This is a genomic window from Silvimonas amylolytica (genome assembly GCF_014645555.1).
GTDB lineage: Bacteria > Pseudomonadota > Gammaproteobacteria > Burkholderiales > Chitinibacteraceae > Silvimonas > Silvimonas amylolytica.
Window position 1 is genome coordinate 425419 of sequence record NZ_BMLY01000003.1, and the last position, 17974, is coordinate 443392.

Genomic DNA, 17974 nt, shown 5'->3' on the forward strand with positions numbered 1-17974 from the left:
TCAGGCATCCACTTCGTTCAGGAACTGCCGTGAGGCATTGAGCTTGCGAAAGAAATGCACGGTAAAGGCAATCGACAACAAGACGGCCACATAAGACATGGCGTTGGCGTAACCCATGCGCGCATCTTCATAACCTGCGCGGGCGGAGAGGGTCCAGATCAACTCGGTGCGGCCAGCGGGGCCGCCATTGGTCATGATCTTGACGATATCGAATGCGCGCCCGACATCCAGCGAACGGATGGTCATGGCGATGTACACAAACGGCATCAGAAAGGGCAGCGTGACATGGCGAAAGGCCTGCAACGGCGTGCAGCCATCCACCCGCGCGGCTTCCAGCGGGTCTTGCGGCATGGCCATCAGCCCGGCCAGCAGCAAGATGGCGAACACGGCGGTGGAGTTCCAGATTTCAGCACAGGCCAGCGAGAAGAACGCCAGATGGCTTTCCACCAGCCACGGAATGGCCTCCGTCACGCCGAACCAGTTCTGCAAAATGTGGTTCACGATGCCGATGTTGTCGTTGAACATGAACTTGAACTGAAAGCCCACCAGCACGGGTGAAAACATCATCGGGAACATCATGATGGTGCGCAGCATGCGTTGCCCGCGCGTGACCTGGTTGACCAACAAGGCCAGCGCCAGGCCAAACAGCATTTCCAGATTCAGTACTACTGTCAGGAACAGCACGGTGCGGCCAAACGCCCACCAGAAATCGCTGTTGCCAAACAGTTTGAGGTAGTTCTTGAACCAGACCACATTCCAGATCGTTTCTGGCCGCACCAGCCGGTAGCTGGTGAAACTGGTGTAGAGCGAGAACAGCAGTGGTACCGCCACCACCAGCAGGATGACCACAAACGCCGGCAACAACAGGCGTGCTTCTGGTGGCAGTTTTCGCAACAGTTTCATGGTTGAGTCCGTGTCGTCATCTCGTAAGGCTTGTAGGGTGGATTCGGAGCGCAGCGACAATCCACCTGCGCTACGGTGGATTGCTTCGCGAATCCACCCTACATATCCCGGTTTGCAGAGACGTCTTACTTGTAATACCCCGCGTCATCCATCAACGCTTCGACCTTCTTCGCGGCATCGTCCAGTGCTTGCTTGCTGGTCTTGTCGCCGACAATCGCCTTTTGCAGTTCCGGCCAGATGCTGTTGGACACCTCAACCCATTCCGGGATCAGCGGCGGGGTGAACGAGTCTTCGCGCATGCCAGCGGCAAAGGTGTTGAACACGTCGGTCAGATAGGTTTCGTTCTTGGCTTTGAACTCCGCCAGGGCGGCTTGCTGGGCATCCAGCCGGGTCGGCATCAGGCCGCGACGGGCTTCCAGCATTTGCGCGTCAAAGCCGGTGATGAACATCAGGAAGTCCGCTGCTGCCTTGGGGTTGTCGCAAGACTGGGTGATCGAGAACGAGTGCGAACCAGACCAGCCGGTGCGTTTGCCAGAGCTACCCTTGGGCGCGCGGATAATCCCCACATTGCCCGCCACCTTGCTGCTCTTGGGATCGTTGAAGAAGCTGGCCCAACCGCCCCAGTCCAGATCCAGCGCCACGGTGCCGCTGGCAAAACCGTTGCCCAGGTCATCCCACACATAGTTGGGTGCGCCTTTGGGCACCGCGCCAGACTTGTACAGGTCGACAAACCAGTTGAGCGATTTCACCCCGGCCGGGCTGTTGAAAGTGGGTTTGAAGTTCTTGTCGAACAATTGCCCGCCGTTGGCGACCAGCATTTCATAAAAACGGCCGGTAATGGCTTCGTCCTTGCCGGCAAACTGGGTGCCATAAAAATTGGGCGGCTTGGCAAAGAATTTGGCCTGCTGGGCCACGTCATCCCAGGTTTGCGGCGGGGCCAGGTCCTTGCCGAATTTGGCTTTGTAGGCGGCCTTGTTGGCAGGGTCGTCGTACGCTTTCTTGTTGTAATACAGCTCGCTGATGTCAGAGTGACGCGGGATTTCCAGCAACTTGCCCTTGATGGTGGATTGCTGGATTACCCGCGGCGAGAACTTGCTCACAAAATCAGCGGGAACCAGCGGTTTGAGGTCACGCGTGATCGTGACGTATTGGGCCGCGAAGTTGGTGTGGTTAGAGAACAGACAGTAGTCGATCTTGCCGGACGCGATGTCCTGCTTGAGTTCGCGATCCAGTTCAAAGTGGCTTTTGCTCGAAACAATCTGCACTTTGGCGCCGGTTTTCTTTTCCCATTCCGGAATCACCGAATACAGCGGTTCGTACTGCTCGCCGCCAATCAGCTTCACGCGCAGGGTATAGCCGTCATACGGGCCAGCCCAGGCGGTGGGCATGACCAGTGTTGCGGCCAGGGTCGATAACAGCGTCAGCGATGCAACAAACGGTTGGTTCTTCATCTCAGGCCTCCAGAGTCGTTATGGAGCCTTTGGACCAGTCTTTTCGAATGCTGTACGGATGTGATTGAAGATGAGATGCAAGGCACAAACCGCAGCCGTAGTTCGGCTACGGCGAGGATTTGCAACGCGGCAGATCGCTTCAAGCATATTCATACGGCCCGCAGGGGGCTGGTTCAGAGGCTCCTCAAGCACTTCATGCTTTTGTGGTGTCCGGCGTGGTGGTGCCAAGCCGGTAGAAGGCGACGGCGTTATCGCCCAGGATGGCTGCGCGCTGGTCGGGTAAAAGCGTGGCGAGCAATTCATCCGTGGTGCTGCACCAGCGGGCGTAATCGCCTGCCAGCCGCAACACCGGCCAATCGCTGCCCCAGATCAGCCGCTGTGGGCCAAAGGTGGACAGCAGATGTTCGCAGTACGGGCGCAGGTGATCGGTATGCCAGTCTGTGGCAGCCTCGGTCACCAGGCCTGAGAGTTTGCAATGCACGTTGGGCAAGTCGGCCAGCGCGGCCACGTCCTCACGCCAGGGGTCAATGTGTTGGTTCGCAATGTCCGGCTTGGCCGCGTGATCAATGACGATGGGCAACTCTGGATACCGCCGCGCAAAGACGGCCAGATGCGGCAAGTGCCTGGGCAGGATGAGCGCATCAAAGGTCAGACCGTGTTCAATCAATGCGCGGATGGCGGGCTCCAGTTTGGGCTGGAGTATCCAGCGGTCATCATCCAGCCCTTGCAACATGGGCCGCACGCCTTTGAACTTGTCTTGCTCTGCCCACTTGGCAATGCGGATGGCGGCCTCACGCTCAGCCAGATCCACCCAACCGACCACCCCCAGAATGAACGGATGCCGTGCGGCGAGATCGGTCAGGTAGAAGTTCTCGACAATCGATGGCCGCGTTTGCACCAGCACCGTGCCATCAATGCCGTTAGCGGCCAGCAACGGCTGCAGATCCAGCGGCCGGAAACTACGGTAGATGGCAGTCAGATCCGGCGTGGGCCAGTCATAACCGGCCAGCGACAAATCCCAGAAATGCTGATGGGCATCGACGCGCATGGTCATGCTCCGCCGGGCACCGGGGCGGCTTCATGCAACAAGCCGCGGTGTTTGAGCGTTTGCCATAAAGCAGCGGGGATGGCGTGTTCAAACCAGCTGCAGTTTTGCTGCAGTTGGGCCAGCGTTTTGCCGCCAGGAATACAGGTAGCGACGGCCGGATGCGCCAGCGGGAACTGCAAGGCAGCGGCGGGGAGTGCAACGCCAAATTCATCGCACACCGCTTGTAGCGCGGCGACACGCTCCAGCACCCGTGCCGGGGCATCGGCGTAGTTGTATTTGCGGTTGCCGGTCAGCACGCCAGAGTTGAACGGCCCACCCAGGATGATCCCCACACCGCGCGCGACGCAGTTGTCCAGAAAGGGCGAGAGGGTCTGTTGTTCCAGCAAGGTATAGCGGCCGGCCAGCAGGCAGCAATCCAGATCAAACACCTGCATCACGTCATGGACGATTTCCCACTCGTTCACCCCCAGCCCGACGGCGCGGATCTGCCCGCTGCTGCGCAGTTCATCCAGCGCTTGCAAACCACCACCGGCAGTCAACTGGTTGAAGTAATGGTCGTGTTGATCGTGATGCGTGGTGCGGCCGATGTCGTGCACCAACAGGATGTCGATTTGCGCCATGCCCAGCCGCTGCTGGCTGTCTTCATACGAGCGCATGATGCCGCTGTAGCTGTAGTCGTAATGCGGTTCAAACGGCAGCGGGTTCACCCAGCCGTTTTCGTCGCTTTGCGGGTTGCCTGGCTTGAGCAAACGGCCGACTTTGGTCGATAACACGAACTCGCCGCGCACCCGTTGCCGCAACGCGTTGCCAAAACGGTGTTCCGACTTCGTGTAGCCGTAGTAGGGTGCGGTGTCGAAGTACCGCAAGCCGGCATCCCACGCGCCCTCAATGGCAGCGCGGGCGTCTGCTTCGCTGACGTCGTGATACAACCCGGCCAGCGGTGCGCCACCCAGGCCAAAAGCGGTGACTTCAATGCCGCTGCGCCCCAGCACGCGCCGGTCGGTGACTTTCATTGCACCACCTCCGGTGTTGGGGCATCGGCTGTCAACGCAATGCGAGCGTCAGTTGCGTGATCAAACAGGTAGGCCTTGCCCGGCAGCGGCATCACTTGCAAGGTCTGGCCGGACTGCACGTGGATACGATCTCGCACCGTGGCACACAGTTCGGTCTGGCCCAGTTTCATGATCAGGTGCGTGTCTGCGCCGGTGGGCTCGACCACACGAATCGTGGCGTTCAGGCCATGCCCGTCCACCACCTGCAAATGTTCTGGCCGCAGGCCGAGCCACACTTTTTGCCCGGCCGCGCCGACTTCCTGAGTGCTGACTGGCCAGTACTGGCCGTCTTCCAGATCAATCACCGTGCTGCCCGCAGCATGGCGCAAAGTGCCGGGCAAGAAGTTCATGGACGGAGACCCGATGAACCCCGCGACAAACTTGTTGGCCGGATTGTCGTACAACTCCAGCGGCGTGCCGACTTGCTCAATCAGCCCGTCATGCAGCACCACAATGCGGTCGGCCATGGTCATGGCTTCGATCTGATCGTGGGTGACATACACGGACGTGGTTTTGAGTTGCTGATGGAGTGCCTTGATGTCTGCCCGCATTTGCACGCGGAGTTTTGCATCCAGATTGGAGAGCGGCTCATCAAACAAAAACACCTGCGGATCACGCACAATCGCCCGACCCATGGCCACGCGCTGGCGCTGCCCGCCGGATAACTGACGGGGAAAGCGTTCCAGCAAATGAGATAGCCCCAACATGGTCGCGGCCTGATCCAGCCGGTGCTTGATTTCGTCCTCGGGTTGCTTCTTGAGGCGCAGCGCAAAGGTCATGTTTTCGCCAACCGTCATGTGCGGATAGAGCGCGTAATTCTGGAACACCATGGCGATATCGCGATCACGTGGCGGCAAGCCGTTGACCACGCGGTTGCCAATGCGGATCTGCCCGCCGGAGATTTCTTCCAGCCCGGCCAGCATGCGCAACAGCGTGGACTTGCCACAGCCGGACGGCCCGACCAGCACAACGAATTCGCCATCCGCAATGGCCAGATCCACGCCGTGGATGATGGCCGTCTCGCCGTAGCTTTTTTTGACCTGATGCAGTGTTACAGAAGCCATTGGATGTCCCGTTGTCAGATGGTGACGCCGCCGTCGACCGACAGCGCCGCGCCGGTGACAAACTTCGATTCATCGCTGGCCAGATAGACCAGCAAGGGCGAGATATCGTCCACCGTTGCCAGCCGGCCCATAGGCTGGCGGGCAATGAAATCTTTTTCTGCCTGCACCGGGTCTGCCGCGCTGGCAATGCGTCCGCGCAGGGAAGGGGTATCCACCGTACCAGGACAAATACAGTTGCTACGAATACCCTGTTTGACAAAGTCGGCGGCCACCGCCTTGGTAAAACCGATCACGCCTGCCTTGGTGGTGCCGTAGACAAAGCGGTTGGGAAACCCTTTCAGGCTGGATGCCATCGACGCCATGTTGATAATCGAACCACCGCCGTGTTCCAGCATGGCCGGCAAGAACGCGCGGGTGACGCGAAACATGCTACTCAGGTTCAGATCGACACTGAAATCCCAATCGTCCTCACTGCATTGCAGGATGTTGCCGTTGTGGACAAAGCCGGCGCAGTTGAACAACACACTGATGGCGCCGATATCCGCCGCCGCCAGCGCCACTTCTGCGCTATTACGCACGTCCAGCACACGGGTACGGATGCGTGGGTGATCCAGCGTGGAGAGCGCGTCAGCGTTGATATCCGTCGCCCACACCTGCGCACCTTCTTCGGCAAACGCCAGCGCCGCAGCACGGCCCATGCCCTGGCCTGCGGCGGTAATGAAGGCTGTTTTTCCGGCAAGTCTTTGTGTCATGTCGGGCTCTCTGTTAAACCGAACGCAGGGGCAGGCAAGCCGGCCCCAGCGGTTCAAATTGCTTGTAGGTCAGGATGAATTCCTGATGCCCCAAAGCTTCAGATTTACTCGGTGCGCCGTTGGCGACTTCATGGACCAGAGTCACGATCTCGGCACCCAATTCATCCAGCGTCGCCTCACCGTTCAGCAAGCGGCCGGCATTGACGTCCATATCCTCGGCGAGGCGCGCATAGGTCTGCGGGTTGGCGCAAATCTTGATCACCGGGGCAATGGCAGAACCGACTACTGAACCGCGTCCGGTGGTAAAGAGGGTGATGTGCGCACCACAAGCCATCAGTTCGACGATCTCCGCGTTGTCAGAGATATTCGGAAAGCCAAAGCGCACTTCGCCATCGGGCACCACGTCCAGCAAATACAGGCCGCCGGTGGGCGGCACATCGCCTGGTTTGATCAGTCCGACAATCTGGGAGTCACCACTCTTGGCATACGCACCGAGGGATTTTTCTTCCTGCGTGGTCAGGCCACCGTCGGCATTGCCGGGCGCAAAACTACCGTGGCCCAGGGTGGCGTAATAGCGTGCAGCCTTGGCCACGGTACGGACAATTTCATCGCCCAGTTCCGGCGTGGCGGCGCGGCGCTTCATGTGAAATTCACAGCCAACCAGCTCGCCGGTTTCTTCAAAAATACAGGCCGCACCTTCATCAATCAGCTGGTCAAACGCGCGGCCCACTGCCGGGTTGGCGGTAATGCCGCTGGTGCCGTCAGAACCACCGCAAATGGTGGCGACGACCAGTTCATCCCATTGCATCGGCACACGGGGTTGTTCTGCCAGTTGCTCAACGGCCCATTGCACCCATTCCACGCCCTGGGCAATGGTGCTGCGGGTGCCGCCTTTGTCCTGAATAGTGAGCGTATGGACGGGGCGATCCGTCTCCGCGATATGGGCTTCCAGACCACGCTTGTCAAAGCTCTCACAGCCCAAAGACACCAGCAGCACTGCGCCGACATTGGGGTGCGTAGCCAGCTGGCGCATGACTTTGTCGGCGTAGGCATTGGGGTAACAGCCCGGAAAACCAATCAGATGCACCGGCTGCCCGCGAAAATGCTGGGTGATCTCACTGGCGACAAAATGCGCGCACTCCACCAGGTAAGCCACGGCCACCACGTTGCGAATGCCCTTGCGACCATCGCTGCGCAACCAGCCTTGCAAAGGGGCGATGAGTTCAGTGTTGGTGGACATAACTCTGACCTTCCTCAAGCGTGTAGGTGGGCAGGTAATCGCTGGCGAGGTTGTGCGTGTGAATATGTTCGCCCTGGGCAATTGGCTGGGTGGCGCTGCCGATAATGGCGCCGTAGCGCAGCACTTTCTCGCCCGTGGCAATGGCGGTACGTGCCAGCTTGTGACCAATGGCAATGGCGTTCGGCAATGTGACGGCGACACCTTCGACCAACACAGTGTCACCTGCAGCCAGCGGCGCACAGACGATCAGGCAATTGTCTGCCTGGCCGATCAGCAACAGGCGGCGGTCGGTCTGGCTACTCATGCTTTGGCACCTGGATATTGCGGTATCACGGTGTATCTCCAGTCAGCGTATTTGCCTGTCGGCGATAAATTGACTACATCCGTTGTATACTTGGTCCGAAGGTCTATTGGTCTGACCATTGAGCCAAAGATTGGTATGAGACCGACCGCATGTCAAGCGGTTTGTAGTGAAAATTTCTTGGCTACATCGTGTTGCATCGCAATGATTTAATGGCAGAAAAAGCCAGACACAGGGGTGGACTATGACAAACCGGCTGCCGCAGATTGAATCCAGACGGCTGTATCGGCAAATTGCTCAATTGATCCTGCGGCATATCGAGAGCGGCCAGTTTCCGCCGGGCAGTTTGCTGCCTGCAGAGCGCGAACTGGCAGAACAACTCGGCGTGAGCCGCGCATCCGTACGTGAAGCGTTGATCGCGCTGGAAGTGGAAGGACGGGTGTCGGTCAAGGTGGGCAACGGCGTCACGGTGCTGGATAAACCCGCTACCGCTGCACCGGCTGCGACGGATGATGCATCACAACAAAATGGCTGGCCGGATGTCGGCCCGCTGGAGTTGCTGGAAGCGCGCATTCTGGTGGAATGCGAAACCGCTGCGCTGGCCGCCAAACGCGCGACGCAACCCGACATCGATATTCTGGAAGCCATGCTGGGCGAAATTGCCGACGAGCACCGGCGTTTACACCACATCCAGCCTGCCGATCGTCGGTTTCACATGAAGATTGCAGAGATGAGCGGTAACCAGGCCCTGGTGCATTTGATCGCCCAATTATGGGATCAGCGTGCCAGCCCGGTGTTTGCGCGCTTTGAAGATCACTTCGTCACGCAGCGTTTGTTTGAAGATACAAGCCAGGATCACCGGCGCATTCTGGATGCCATTATCCAGCGCGACAGCACCGCTGCGCGCACCGCCATGCGCCGACATTTAAGCGATGTGCGCAAGGCATTCTTGCGCGGATTGTCTGGCGTGCCGGGGCAGGGCACGATGGATGCGAATGACTGATTGCCCGCCCGCGCGTTATCCTGCCGGTCTTGTGTTTGCAGGTGTTCTGGTATGTCTGATGTGATCCACGTGGCCATCATTGCCGTTATCCGCGATGGTCTGATGCTGTGCGTGCGCAAGCGTGGCACACAGCGTTTCATGCTGCCTGGCGGCAAACCCGAAACGGGTGAAACCGCCGTGCAATGCCTGACACGGGAAATCTTTGAAGAGCTGCAATGCAACGTTGATGTAGCCAGTTTGCAGCCGCTGGGGCGATTTGAAGCGGCTGCCGCCAACGAGGCTGGCCGGCGTGTGCGGGCAGACGCTTTTGTCGGTGAAATCACCGGGTCTTTGCACCTGACCGCTGAAATTGAAGAATATCGCTGGCTACCGTATCCGGCCCGTGCGATGTACCGCTGGCACCTTTGCTGACAGAAGGCCCTCTGCTGGATTTATTGCGCGCTACGGCCTGATGGTATTGCGACGCTGCGTGCGGACAACGCTTTCTGCCAGACTGACACATTGATTCTGGTCAGGGGGCAGCATGCAGGTTTTTCTGATAGGCACCAACCATCTATCCGACACGCACAACGTGATGGTGCAGCAACTGACCGGTGTATTGCAGCAGTTGCAGCCCGCGCGTGTACTGCTGGAAATCCGCCCGGCTGATCTGGCCAACCCTGATGCATATCCTGGCCGTTACGCGCCGGAAATGGCCATGCTGGCCCAGGGCTACGCCGCCATCGCACATGGTTTTGACTGGCTGGGCGAGGGAGATGAACACGCTGTTGCGGCCATCCTGGCTGAGCAGCAAAGCGCAAAGCTTGTCAGAACGATTGGGTGGGGCAGATCTACCACCTGCTGGTCAGGCGTTTTATACACGGTACAACACCGCGTTGGCGCCATTTCTGGAAGGCAATGACCTGTTCGCCATGAACAGCCCGCAGGCGCTACAGATTGCCGGGCAATGGATTACGTTTTACGACTGGTGCACGGGTGCATTTGCGCCACTGGCCCAGTTTTATCAGCAGCGGGCTTTGCGCATCAATCAGGCCATCGTGGCGCGGGTTGCCGAAGTGGCCGCACAGCCAGGGCGCCTGGCGGTGGTGATCGGGCTATCGCATGTGCTGCGCGTGCAAGTTGCGTTACGCCAGCATCTGCCCGGAGTCACCGTGCATTTGCTGGCGGATATGGTGCCACCGGGCTAGATTGTCACGCCGTAGTCAGTCGGTTCTGCAACGCAGTGCAAGTCTCCCCGATGGGCGCGCGGATGATGACCTCAAAGAACCGGTCCAGCCGGGTATCAGAGAGGTTGATCAGTGCGCACGGTACGTTGAACCGTGCCGCCTCAACCGGGATCATGTTCACCGGGCCGACTTCCAGTGATGAGCCCATGACCAGCACCAGATCGGCATTCACGGCCAGATCAAAAGCACGCTCGATCAATGGCACGGCCTCGCCATACAACACTACGTCCGGCTTGATCACCTGTTGGCAATTGCGGCACAACGGCACCGCATGTTGCTGCACCCAGGCCAGATCATGTTGCGTGCCGCAAGAGAGGCAACTGGCGCCCATCAGGCTGCCGTGCATTTCCAGTACTTCAGCGCTGCCTGCCTTGTGATGCAGGCCGTCGATATTCTGGGTCAGCACGCTGATGCGCTTGCCTTGTTGCTCTAACCAGGCCAGAAAACGGTGGCCGGCGTTCGGTTCATACTGGCCTGCCAGCTTGAGTTTGAAGATGTCCCGGAATGCATCCCAGAAGCCATCCGGGCAATCCAGAAAGTAATCAATCGACACCACTTCAGCAAAGCTGCGGTTCTGTGTGAACAAACCATTAGCGGAACGAAAATCCGGAATGCCTGATTCAGTGCTCATCCCCGCGCCGGAAAGCACGGCGATGTGGTTGGCGTTCTTGATCAGGCGGGTGAGGTGTTCTAGCTGGTCCATGGCGGCGGCAATACATCGAGCAGATCAAAACGTCAGTGTGCCAAATCAATCAGGCGCTGCAAACGCAAACCGACCAAATTCAAACGCCAGGCTAAGGCCGCACCCCAATTGGTGAGCCGCACCGATGTGTGAAATGCTGCGCCCATACATGAGATCAACAACAAGGCACGAACATGGCTCGCCCCAATGCACTTCTGAACATGTGGCAAAAATTCTCTGGCCTGCCAGCGGGCAAATGGTTGTTTTCCCGGCTGGTTTGCTTCAAGGCGCCTTACTTTGCCTCGATCAGCCCGCGCTTTGATGTGCTAGAGGCCGGCCGGGCTCAGGTGTCCATCACAAAGCGCCGCAAGGTGCAGAACCACATTGGCACCGTTCACGCCATTGCCATGTGCAATATGGCAGAACTGGCTGCGGGCACCATGACGGACGTGACTATTCCATCCAGCCATCGCTGGATTCCCAAAGGCATGACGGTGGAGTACGTCAAAAAAGCCGAAACCAGCCTGCGTGCCATTGCCACTGTGGATACACCAGCTGATTGGGGTACCGGTATCAACCTGCCTGTGCAGGTCGAAGTGCTCGATACCAACGACCAGATCGTGCTGCTGGCCACGGTCACCATGTGGGTTTCGGCAAAGAAGGCCTGATCGGGCGCGGTAAGCGCTAAAATGGCGGGCTGCAACTCCTTGTACAGCACCCGCCATGACCGACTCCCACATCATTCTTGCTGACACCCGCCGCTGGCTGGAACGCGCCATCATCGGCCTGAACCTGTGCCCGTTTGCCAAGGCCGTGCATGTCAAACAGCAGATCCGCTACGTGATCAGTGAAGCCACTGCGGCTGATGCGGCGGAGGGCGATCTGGAGCTGGCACTGCTGGAACTCAACGATGCTGATCCATCAGACGTGGACACCACTCTGGTGATCTTTCCGCAGGCGTTTGCGGACTTTCTGGATTTCAACGATTTCATCCATCAGGCCGATGCGTTGGTGGACATGATGGGTTTTCGCGGCAAGTATCAACTGGCCAGTTTTCACCCGCAGTACCAGTTTGCCGGCACCGGCGCGGATGACATTGAGAACTACACCAACCGCGCGCCGTATCCGATTCTGCATTTGATTCGCGAAGCCAGCATTGAACGCGCCGTGGCGGCGTTTCCGGATGCCTCGGTCATCTTTGAGCGCAATATGGAAACCATGCGGCGCATCGGGCTGGAGGGCTGGAAGAAATTAATGAGCGAGGGGTGAAGCGTTTACTTGTCTTTCAGGTACAACCCATCATCAAACGTCGCGACCCATTGCGGGAAATACACCACCAGCAAGGTCATGACAATGCCGGTGATAAACGCTTCTGGCCAGCCCATCAAGAAGTAATACGGCAGTTGTTCATCGGCCAGAAAGCCAAAGTCATACACGCCAGCCAGCGCGAGTAACCCGCAGGTCAACAGGCCTACCAGCCACATCGACAGCGCACCCGCGGCAAAACTGTTCACGAAAATGTACGTGAAGTAGTTGAGCGGCATTTTGTTTTGGGCAAAGCGCAGTAGCTGCCATGTCAACGTGGTGGGCACGGCCGCGACGATCAGCCAGGACAAACCCAGGCTGGCCCAGTTGCCATGGCCGTCGTAAATGTCTGCCGCCAGTGCCACAGCCAACCCAAGCCGGGCACGATCTGGCCCTGCAATCAGGGTCAGCGCTGCTGCGCCGATCAAATGAAAAGCCAGCCCCGGTTGCAGGCTGGCTTTCATCTGCCATGCCATCAGCACGACGACAATCCCGCCAAACCAGCAGGTCATTTCGGCTTGTGGCAGTTTCAACCAGGGAACCCGCACTGCGGAACGGATGAGCAGCGCGCCCGCGACCAGCCAGGCCGCGACCAGCCAGGATTGCGGAAAGTGGGCGGCGACGAGGTTCATGGCCGCGATGACGTCACATCAAGCGGATGCGCCATTCACGATCAACCAGATCGGCCAGTTGCGTCAGCCGGCCATGAAAGAAATGCCCCACACCTGGTACGACGATCACCGGCAGTTGTTGCGGGCGTGCCCAATCGAACACGCGGTGCAGGTCGACGACTTCGTCCTGTTCGCCATGAATGATGATGGTGTCGGCTGGCACATCGGGGAAGGCCTGGCGCGTGACTGAAGGGCCAATCAGGATCATGCCCTGGACTTCATCATCGGTCAGGCGCTGGCGAAATTGCGATTGCACATAGGTGCCGAAAGAGAACCCGGACAACACAAGACCGGCAACGCCCGGGTTTTCTGCCCGCGCATGTGCCAGCACGGCAGCCATGTCGTTGGGTTCTTCTTTACCGTAAGCATGCTCACCCTCAGAGTGACCCACGCCGCGCAGGTTAGGGCAGTAGGCCACGTAACCCAGGCGGGAGAGCGTCTTGGCCAGGGTGGTAACGATCTTGTTGGTGAACGTGCCGCCTTCGAGTGGGTTGGGGTGGGCGACCAGGGCAATGCCACGGGTTTCGGGCAGGGCAGATTCCAGTTTCAGGCATTCCAGCTGACCTGCCGGGCCGGTGATGCTGATGGTTTCGAAGGTGGGGGCTTTGCGGGGGCTGTTCATTTTTCTGGCTGCACCGGGGCACGGGGGAGGGTTGTATTTTAGCCTGGGGATCTGGTGGTTTGCTTGGGTGGCTTAAACCGGGACCCTCGTTGGCGCCGGACAGCGTAGTCATTTCTGACCGATGCCAGACCGAGAGGGTCCCAAAATCACACCAGTTTTATATCCACCGGCTTCACGCCCGGAAAAACCGCCTCCACCTGCTGCCCGTTAAACCCGTACATATGCGTGAACATGCCGCCGAGCATGGCGCGGTAGTCGTTCAGCACTGGCCAGTCACGGTTCTGGAACAGTTTGGGGATAGAAACTTCCTGCTGCTCACCCGCAATTTGTCCGCCATGGATGCCGCCACCCAGCACCCAGTACACGCTGCCATGGCCGTGGTCGGTGCCTTTGTTGCCATTCTCGCGGAAGGTACGGCCGAATTCAGAGACCACCACCACCACGGTTTTTGACCAGGCATCGCCGGATTCCTGCGCGAATGCCGCCAGACCCTTGCCCAGATTATTGAGATTGGCAGCGAGTGCGCCGTTGGTATTGCCCTGATTCACGTGCGTGTCCCAGCCGCCGACGTCCACAAACCCTAGCCGATATTGCTCGCGCATCAAGCGGCCCATGCGGCGGGCCTGGTCTTCAAAACCACGTGTAGAGACGGCCCCACGGTTGGCGGCGGTCATTTCGTCTTGCAGCATTTTGGCGACGCCCTGCCGCAGATCCAGCCCTTCTTTTACTTGCGGGCCCAGCGGATGATTGTCGTACATCGCCGCCAGGAGTTTTGATTGCCGGTCATCAAACGGCGCGCGATTGGCGTCTTGCAAAGCCACATTGGGAATGCTGATCGGGCCGGCGCAACAGACGGGCAATGTGCCGGTGAAAGAGATAGCCGGCACGCCCTGGATTTGCTGGGCCAGGCGGTTCATGAAACCACTTTGGTAATTGCGATGGCCGCTGGTGGGCTGGCCCAGTTCAATGCTGTCTTGAGTCTCGAAATGACTGCGGGTCAGATCATCCGTCCCGGCAAAAGGCACGAAGGCGATTTCTGAACGTTGCCACAACGGGTAGAGCGAGTCTTTCAACGCCGGGTGCAGGCCCCAATCGTTGCTCAGTGGCAGGGCGTCGGTTTTGCTGATGGCAATATTGGGGCGCACGCTGTAATAGTCGGCGCTGCTCACCGGTACCAGCAAACTGGTGGCGTCATAGCCACCGCGTAAAAACACCAGCAAAAAGCGGGTGTCCGTATTGCTGGTTGCGGCAAACAGCTTGCCTGACCAGGTCAGCGTACTGGCAGCCGCACCGGCTCCCAGCCATTGCAAAAGACGGCGGCGGTCGGCCTGAAACTCATCGTGGTGATCAGTCATACATGAACTCCGGAGACGAGAGCAGCAGCATGTTCCATTCCTGCTGCGAGTTAGCCTGAGACAGCGCGTTGCGCGTATTGGCGGTGACGTAGGGGTCGAACACCTGGTAGTACAGCCGATTGGTCAGCATGGGAAAGCCGCTGCCTTTGGTGCCATCCTGCAGGTCAAACAATCCGGCATTGCCAGAACCAATGGCACGGGCAATTTCAAAGCGTTTGACCAACTGGCCAGAACTGGACCAGGCCTCTGCTGTCAGTGGGTAGCCATCGGGCGTGAGCCGGCCATAAAGGGGCTCGCCCAAGCCGTACAGCCAGTTGATTTCAGGGCGCAGATTGGTGATCTGGCGGCCGTCATACGCGAGGCGCAAGGCACTCAGCGTGTAGGCCATCGGGTCTTTGAATTGCTGACCCAAAGAAGCGTTGAAATTCCGGCTTGTCAGCAACGTTTTGAGTACCGCGGCTATATCGCCATCGGTACGTTGCCAGGTCCGCGCCATGTCATCGACCACGCTCTCTGGCGGCGTTTGTGCCATGAAGTATGTTGCGATCCGGCGGCTGACAAAGTGCGCGGTGGCGCTCTGGCTGGCCAGAAGCGCGGCCACCTGGTTGATCTCGGCAAAGCCTCTGCCGGCAATGTTCTGTCCGAGGAATGTCTTGTTGCCGAAGTCATGCCGCTGCGGGTTGAACTCAAACGCGCCATCGCGCACCAGCAAGGGCATCAAGTCTGGCTTCACCCGGGGGTTGTCAGCGTTGTAGTTCACCCCCAGGCCCGTGAGGATGCGCGCCAGTTCTTGTACATCTTGCTGGCTGTAACCGCTGCCCACGCCCATGGTGTGAAGTTCCATGATTTCGCGGGCGTAGTTTTCATTGATGCGGCCGACAGCATTCTGGGCGTTATCCAGATACACCAGCATGGCGGGACTCTCCATGGTCGCTGTCAACAGATCGCGAAAGTGGCCCAACGCATGCGGCCTGATGGCGCTTTCTTCGTAATCCGGAATGAGCGTGCGCAGATTGTTTTTGCCACCAAACACGCTGAAATGGTTCAGCCAGAACCAGGTCATGCGCTCTTGCAACTGATCGGGTGAATACAGCGCACGCAGCAAATGGCGCTGCATGGCCTGGTTGAGGGTGCTGTTACCTAGCTCGTTACGCGCTTTTTGCAGTGTTTGTTTGTCATCGTCCGTTGCCGCATTCTTTTGTTGCTCGTTCAGCATGCGGTACTGTGCTTCGTAGTTCAGTGGCGTTTGACGGGTGATATCCAGCACGGCGATTTGTTGTTTGACGGCGGCAGGAAGGCGCTCATCGCCTTGCGGGTGCAGTTGTTCATCCAGGTAGCCGTTGCGGCCTAGTTGATGAAAGCGGGCGACGGTGGCGGCATCCACGCCCCAGGTTACCCGTTGCAGCCAGTCCAGATCGGGCTGCGACAGCGTGATGCCGGCATCGGCAGCCAGCACCGGGCCGCTGATGAGCGCAAGGGCAAGTGCCAGCGAAGGCAACGGGTGGGTCAAGGGCATGGATCGATATCCTTGCAAAACCTGGGATGAGCGCTTGTTTTATGCCTGTTCAACGTATTTACCCGATAGTGCGATGACCAGCGCCTGTAACCATGCGTATGTACAGTTGTCGATTTCCCCGTCCGGCAGGGCTGGTGCGGCGCAACAACGGGCTGCCAACCCGCATCTACAATAAGAACGCCATCTCGCCAGCGCCTTTACACATTTTTTACTTTTGGCTAACCCTGGCTTAAGTCAATTTCCGGCAGACTTGCCGCCGTGGCTGTTTGTTACGTTGGAGCAGGAGGGGTGTGACGGGATCGTGCACAGATGCTGACGTTGAAACAGCGGCCCGCGCAAATTCATCCGCCAGTTGCCTGTGTTCCAGCCCCAGGCGGTGGCCCGACAAGACCTGACCGATCAGCCGTACCGGATAAAAACTGGATTTCCCATGTCTGCAGACCCGCATCAGCCCGCTTCCGTTTCTTATGATCCCACTCCGCGTCGCCGCCGCGTCTGGCCCTGGCTCCTGGCAGGTGTCGTCGTGATTGTTGCTGGCGGTTATTTCATTATGCATGCCAAACCCGGCGCGGCTGCGCAGGCCGGTGGTGGACGCCGCGGTGGCATGGGCCCCGGTGGCGCGCCCATGCCGGTGCAGGCACGCAAGGTGATCGCAGGCGACCTGAACGTTTACTTGACTGGCCTGGGTACGGTCACACCAGCCAATAACGTTACCGTGCACAGCCGTGTGGATGGCCTGTTGCAGAAGGTGTTCTTTACCGAAGGCCAGGTTGTGAAAGAAGGGCAGGTGCTGGCCCAGATTGACCCCGCGCCGTTTGCGGTGGCCGTCGCGCAGGCCGAGGGTCAACTGGTGCGCGATCAGGCCCAGTTGTTGGGAGCGCAACAGGATTTGACCCGTTATCAGACGCTGCTGACGCAAGAGTCCATCAGCAAGCAACAGGTTGATCAGCAAACTGCACTGGTCAAGCAGTATCAGGGCACAGTAAAAGCCGATCAGGCTGCCGTGGATAGCGCCAGACTGCAGCTGTCCTACACCCGTGTAACCGCACCGGCGCCGGGGCGCGTTGGTTTGCGGCAGGTTGATCCAGGCAACATGATTCACGCCACCGATACCAACGGCCTGGTGATCATCAACCAGGTTACGCCTATCTCCGTACTGTTTACGATTCCGGAAACCACGCTTCCGGGCGTGCTGGCACAACTGAACAAGGGCAACACGCTGGCAGTGGATGCGTTTGATCGTGGCCAGCAAATCAAACTGGCCAGCGGCAAGCTACTCACGGTAGATAACCAGATTGATACCACCACGGGCACGCTCAAACTCAAGGCCTCGTTTGCCAATGAAAATGGTTCGCTCTTCCCCAATCAGTTTGTGAACGCCCGTTTGCTGGTCGAAACCCGGCATGACGCCACCCTGATCCCGAGCGCTGCGGTACAGCGCGGTACCAGCGGCACGTTTGTGTTTGTGGTGGGGCAGGATCAAGCGGTAGAAGCACGGCCGATCAAGCTGGGTCCGGTGGACGGCGAAAACGTTGGCGTCGAATCTGGCCTGAAGCCCGGTGAGGTGGTGGTGATTGATGGCGGTGACAAGCTCAAGGATGGTTCGCAAGTTGAGGTGATCTCGCCCAATGCCAGCGGTGTGGCCAGTATGAAGCCCCATGCCCGCAATGGCAGCTGGGCACACGGCAAACGTGCCAGCGGTGCAAGTGGCGCCTGGCGACACAAGCAAAGCCAGAGTCAGGAGTAACGACCATGCCCGGATACCTGTACCCACAGCGTGATC

At 58.8% G+C, this 17974-nt stretch carries 20 protein-coding genes; 7 read left to right on the plus strand and 13 right to left on the minus strand.

From position 1 onward, the window contains the following. The 8 genes from IEX44_RS11685 to IEX44_RS11720 form a co-directional block, all read right to left on the minus strand. Entirely contained in the window at positions 1 to 903 is a 903-nt protein-coding gene (locus IEX44_RS11685; protein ID WP_188693598.1) for a carbohydrate ABC transporter permease, read from the minus strand. A gap of 125 nt (positions 904 to 1028) precedes the next feature. Beyond that, on the minus strand, positions 1029 to 2354 hold the full coding sequence (locus IEX44_RS11690; protein WP_188693601.1) for an ABC transporter substrate-binding protein: 1326 nt from the start codon (positions 2352 to 2354) through the stop codon (positions 1029 to 1031). 193 nt (positions 2355 to 2547) lie between these two features. Next, the gene (locus IEX44_RS11695; RefSeq protein WP_188694023.1) at positions 2548 to 3402 is read right to left on the minus strand and encodes an amidohydrolase family protein; all 855 of its coding nucleotides are present in this window, start codon (positions 3400 to 3402) and stop codon (positions 2548 to 2550) included. Between the two features lie 2 nt (positions 3403 to 3404). Then, entirely contained in the window at positions 3405 to 4415 is a 1011-nt protein-coding gene (locus tag IEX44_RS11700) for an aldo/keto reductase (RefSeq protein ID WP_188693603.1), read from the minus strand. Continuing rightward, on the minus strand, positions 4412 to 5518 hold the full coding sequence (locus IEX44_RS11705; protein WP_188693606.1) for an ABC transporter ATP-binding protein: 1107 nt from the start codon (positions 5516 to 5518) through the stop codon (positions 4412 to 4414). The genes IEX44_RS11700 and IEX44_RS11705 overlap by 4 nt, the downstream gene beginning before the upstream one ends. A gap of 14 nt (positions 5519 to 5532) precedes the next feature. Continuing rightward, on the minus strand, positions 5533 to 6270 hold the full coding sequence (locus tag IEX44_RS11710; protein ID WP_188693611.1) for an SDR family oxidoreductase: 738 nt from the start codon (positions 6268 to 6270) through the stop codon (positions 5533 to 5535). A gap of 13 nt (positions 6271 to 6283) precedes the next feature. Then, the gene (locus tag IEX44_RS11715; protein ID WP_188693613.1) at positions 6284 to 7510 is read right to left on the minus strand and encodes a UxaA family hydrolase; all 1227 of its coding nucleotides are present in this window, start codon (positions 7508 to 7510) and stop codon (positions 6284 to 6286) included. Continuing rightward, a complete protein-coding gene (locus tag IEX44_RS11720; RefSeq protein WP_188693616.1) occupies positions 7494 to 7814 on the minus strand; it encodes a UxaA family hydrolase in 321 nt (106 codons plus the stop codon). Before IEX44_RS11720 ends, IEX44_RS11715 begins: the two co-directional genes overlap by 17 nt. Positions 7815 to 8055: 241 nt before the next feature. Here IEX44_RS11720 and IEX44_RS11725 point away from each other — a divergent pair, with 241 nt between their 5' ends. The 4 genes from IEX44_RS11725 (at position 8056) to IEX44_RS11740 (ending at position 10001) form a co-directional block, all read left to right on the plus strand. Next, entirely contained in the window at positions 8056 to 8814 is a 759-nt protein-coding gene (locus tag IEX44_RS11725) for a FadR/GntR family transcriptional regulator (RefSeq protein WP_188693618.1), read from the plus strand. A gap of 51 nt (positions 8815 to 8865) precedes the next feature. Then, entirely contained in the window at positions 8866 to 9225 is a 360-nt protein-coding gene (locus IEX44_RS11730) for an NUDIX hydrolase (RefSeq protein WP_229679004.1), read from the plus strand. Between the two features lie 112 nt (positions 9226 to 9337). Continuing rightward, a complete protein-coding gene (locus tag IEX44_RS11735; RefSeq protein WP_188693622.1) occupies positions 9338 to 9715 on the plus strand; it encodes a hypothetical protein in 378 nt (125 codons plus the stop codon). A 10-nt stretch (positions 9716 to 9725) separates the two neighbouring features. Continuing rightward, on the plus strand, positions 9726 to 10001 hold the full coding sequence (locus IEX44_RS11740; protein ID WP_188693627.1) for a hypothetical protein: 276 nt from the start codon (positions 9726 to 9728) through the stop codon (positions 9999 to 10001). Between the two features lie 4 nt (positions 10002 to 10005). Here IEX44_RS11740 and IEX44_RS11745 read toward each other — a convergent pair whose 3' ends face one another. After that, positions 10006 to 10743: an NAD-dependent protein deacylase gene (locus IEX44_RS11745; protein WP_188693630.1), complete on the minus strand. Its 738-nt coding sequence runs from the start codon at positions 10741 to 10743 to the stop codon at positions 10006 to 10008. A gap of 173 nt (positions 10744 to 10916) precedes the next feature. Here IEX44_RS11745 and IEX44_RS11750 point away from each other — a divergent pair, with 173 nt between their 5' ends. Beyond that, on the plus strand, positions 10917 to 11390 hold the full coding sequence (locus tag IEX44_RS11750; RefSeq protein WP_188693633.1) for a hotdog fold domain-containing protein: 474 nt from the start codon (positions 10917 to 10919) through the stop codon (positions 11388 to 11390). A gap of 55 nt (positions 11391 to 11445) precedes the next feature. After that, positions 11446 to 11991 carry a DUF1415 domain-containing protein gene (locus tag IEX44_RS11755; protein ID WP_188693638.1) on the plus strand — a complete coding sequence of 182 codons (546 nt, stop codon included), beginning with the start codon at positions 11446 to 11448 and terminating at the stop codon, positions 11989 to 11991. A 5-nt stretch (positions 11992 to 11996) separates the two neighbouring features. Here IEX44_RS11755 and IEX44_RS11760 read toward each other — a convergent pair whose 3' ends face one another. The 4 genes from IEX44_RS11760 to IEX44_RS11775 form a co-directional block, all read right to left on the minus strand. Continuing rightward, a complete protein-coding gene (locus IEX44_RS11760; protein ID WP_188693641.1) occupies positions 11997 to 12659 on the minus strand; it encodes an energy-coupling factor ABC transporter permease in 663 nt (220 codons plus the stop codon). A 13-nt stretch (positions 12660 to 12672) separates the two neighbouring features. Further along, positions 12673 to 13320, minus strand: coding sequence for an alpha/beta hydrolase (locus tag IEX44_RS11765; protein ID WP_188693643.1), 648 nt, complete (start codon positions 13318 to 13320; stop codon positions 12673 to 12675). A gap of 146 nt (positions 13321 to 13466) precedes the next feature. After that, on the minus strand, positions 13467 to 14675 hold the full coding sequence (locus tag IEX44_RS11770) for a DUF1501 domain-containing protein (protein ID WP_188693645.1): 1209 nt from the start codon (positions 14673 to 14675) through the stop codon (positions 13467 to 13469). Further along, on the minus strand, positions 14668 to 16191 hold the full coding sequence (locus IEX44_RS11775) for a DUF1800 domain-containing protein (protein WP_188693648.1): 1524 nt from the start codon (positions 16189 to 16191) through the stop codon (positions 14668 to 14670). The genes IEX44_RS11770 and IEX44_RS11775 overlap by 8 nt, the downstream gene beginning before the upstream one ends. Before the next feature lie 430 nt (positions 16192 to 16621). On the opposite strand from IEX44_RS11775, the gene IEX44_RS11780 reads away from it, so the two are divergent. Continuing rightward, the gene (locus IEX44_RS11780) at positions 16622 to 17938 is read left to right on the plus strand and encodes an MdtA/MuxA family multidrug efflux RND transporter periplasmic adaptor subunit (RefSeq protein WP_188693650.1); all 1317 of its coding nucleotides are present in this window, start codon (positions 16622 to 16624) and stop codon (positions 17936 to 17938) included. Positions 17939 to 17974 lie beyond the last annotated feature (36 nt).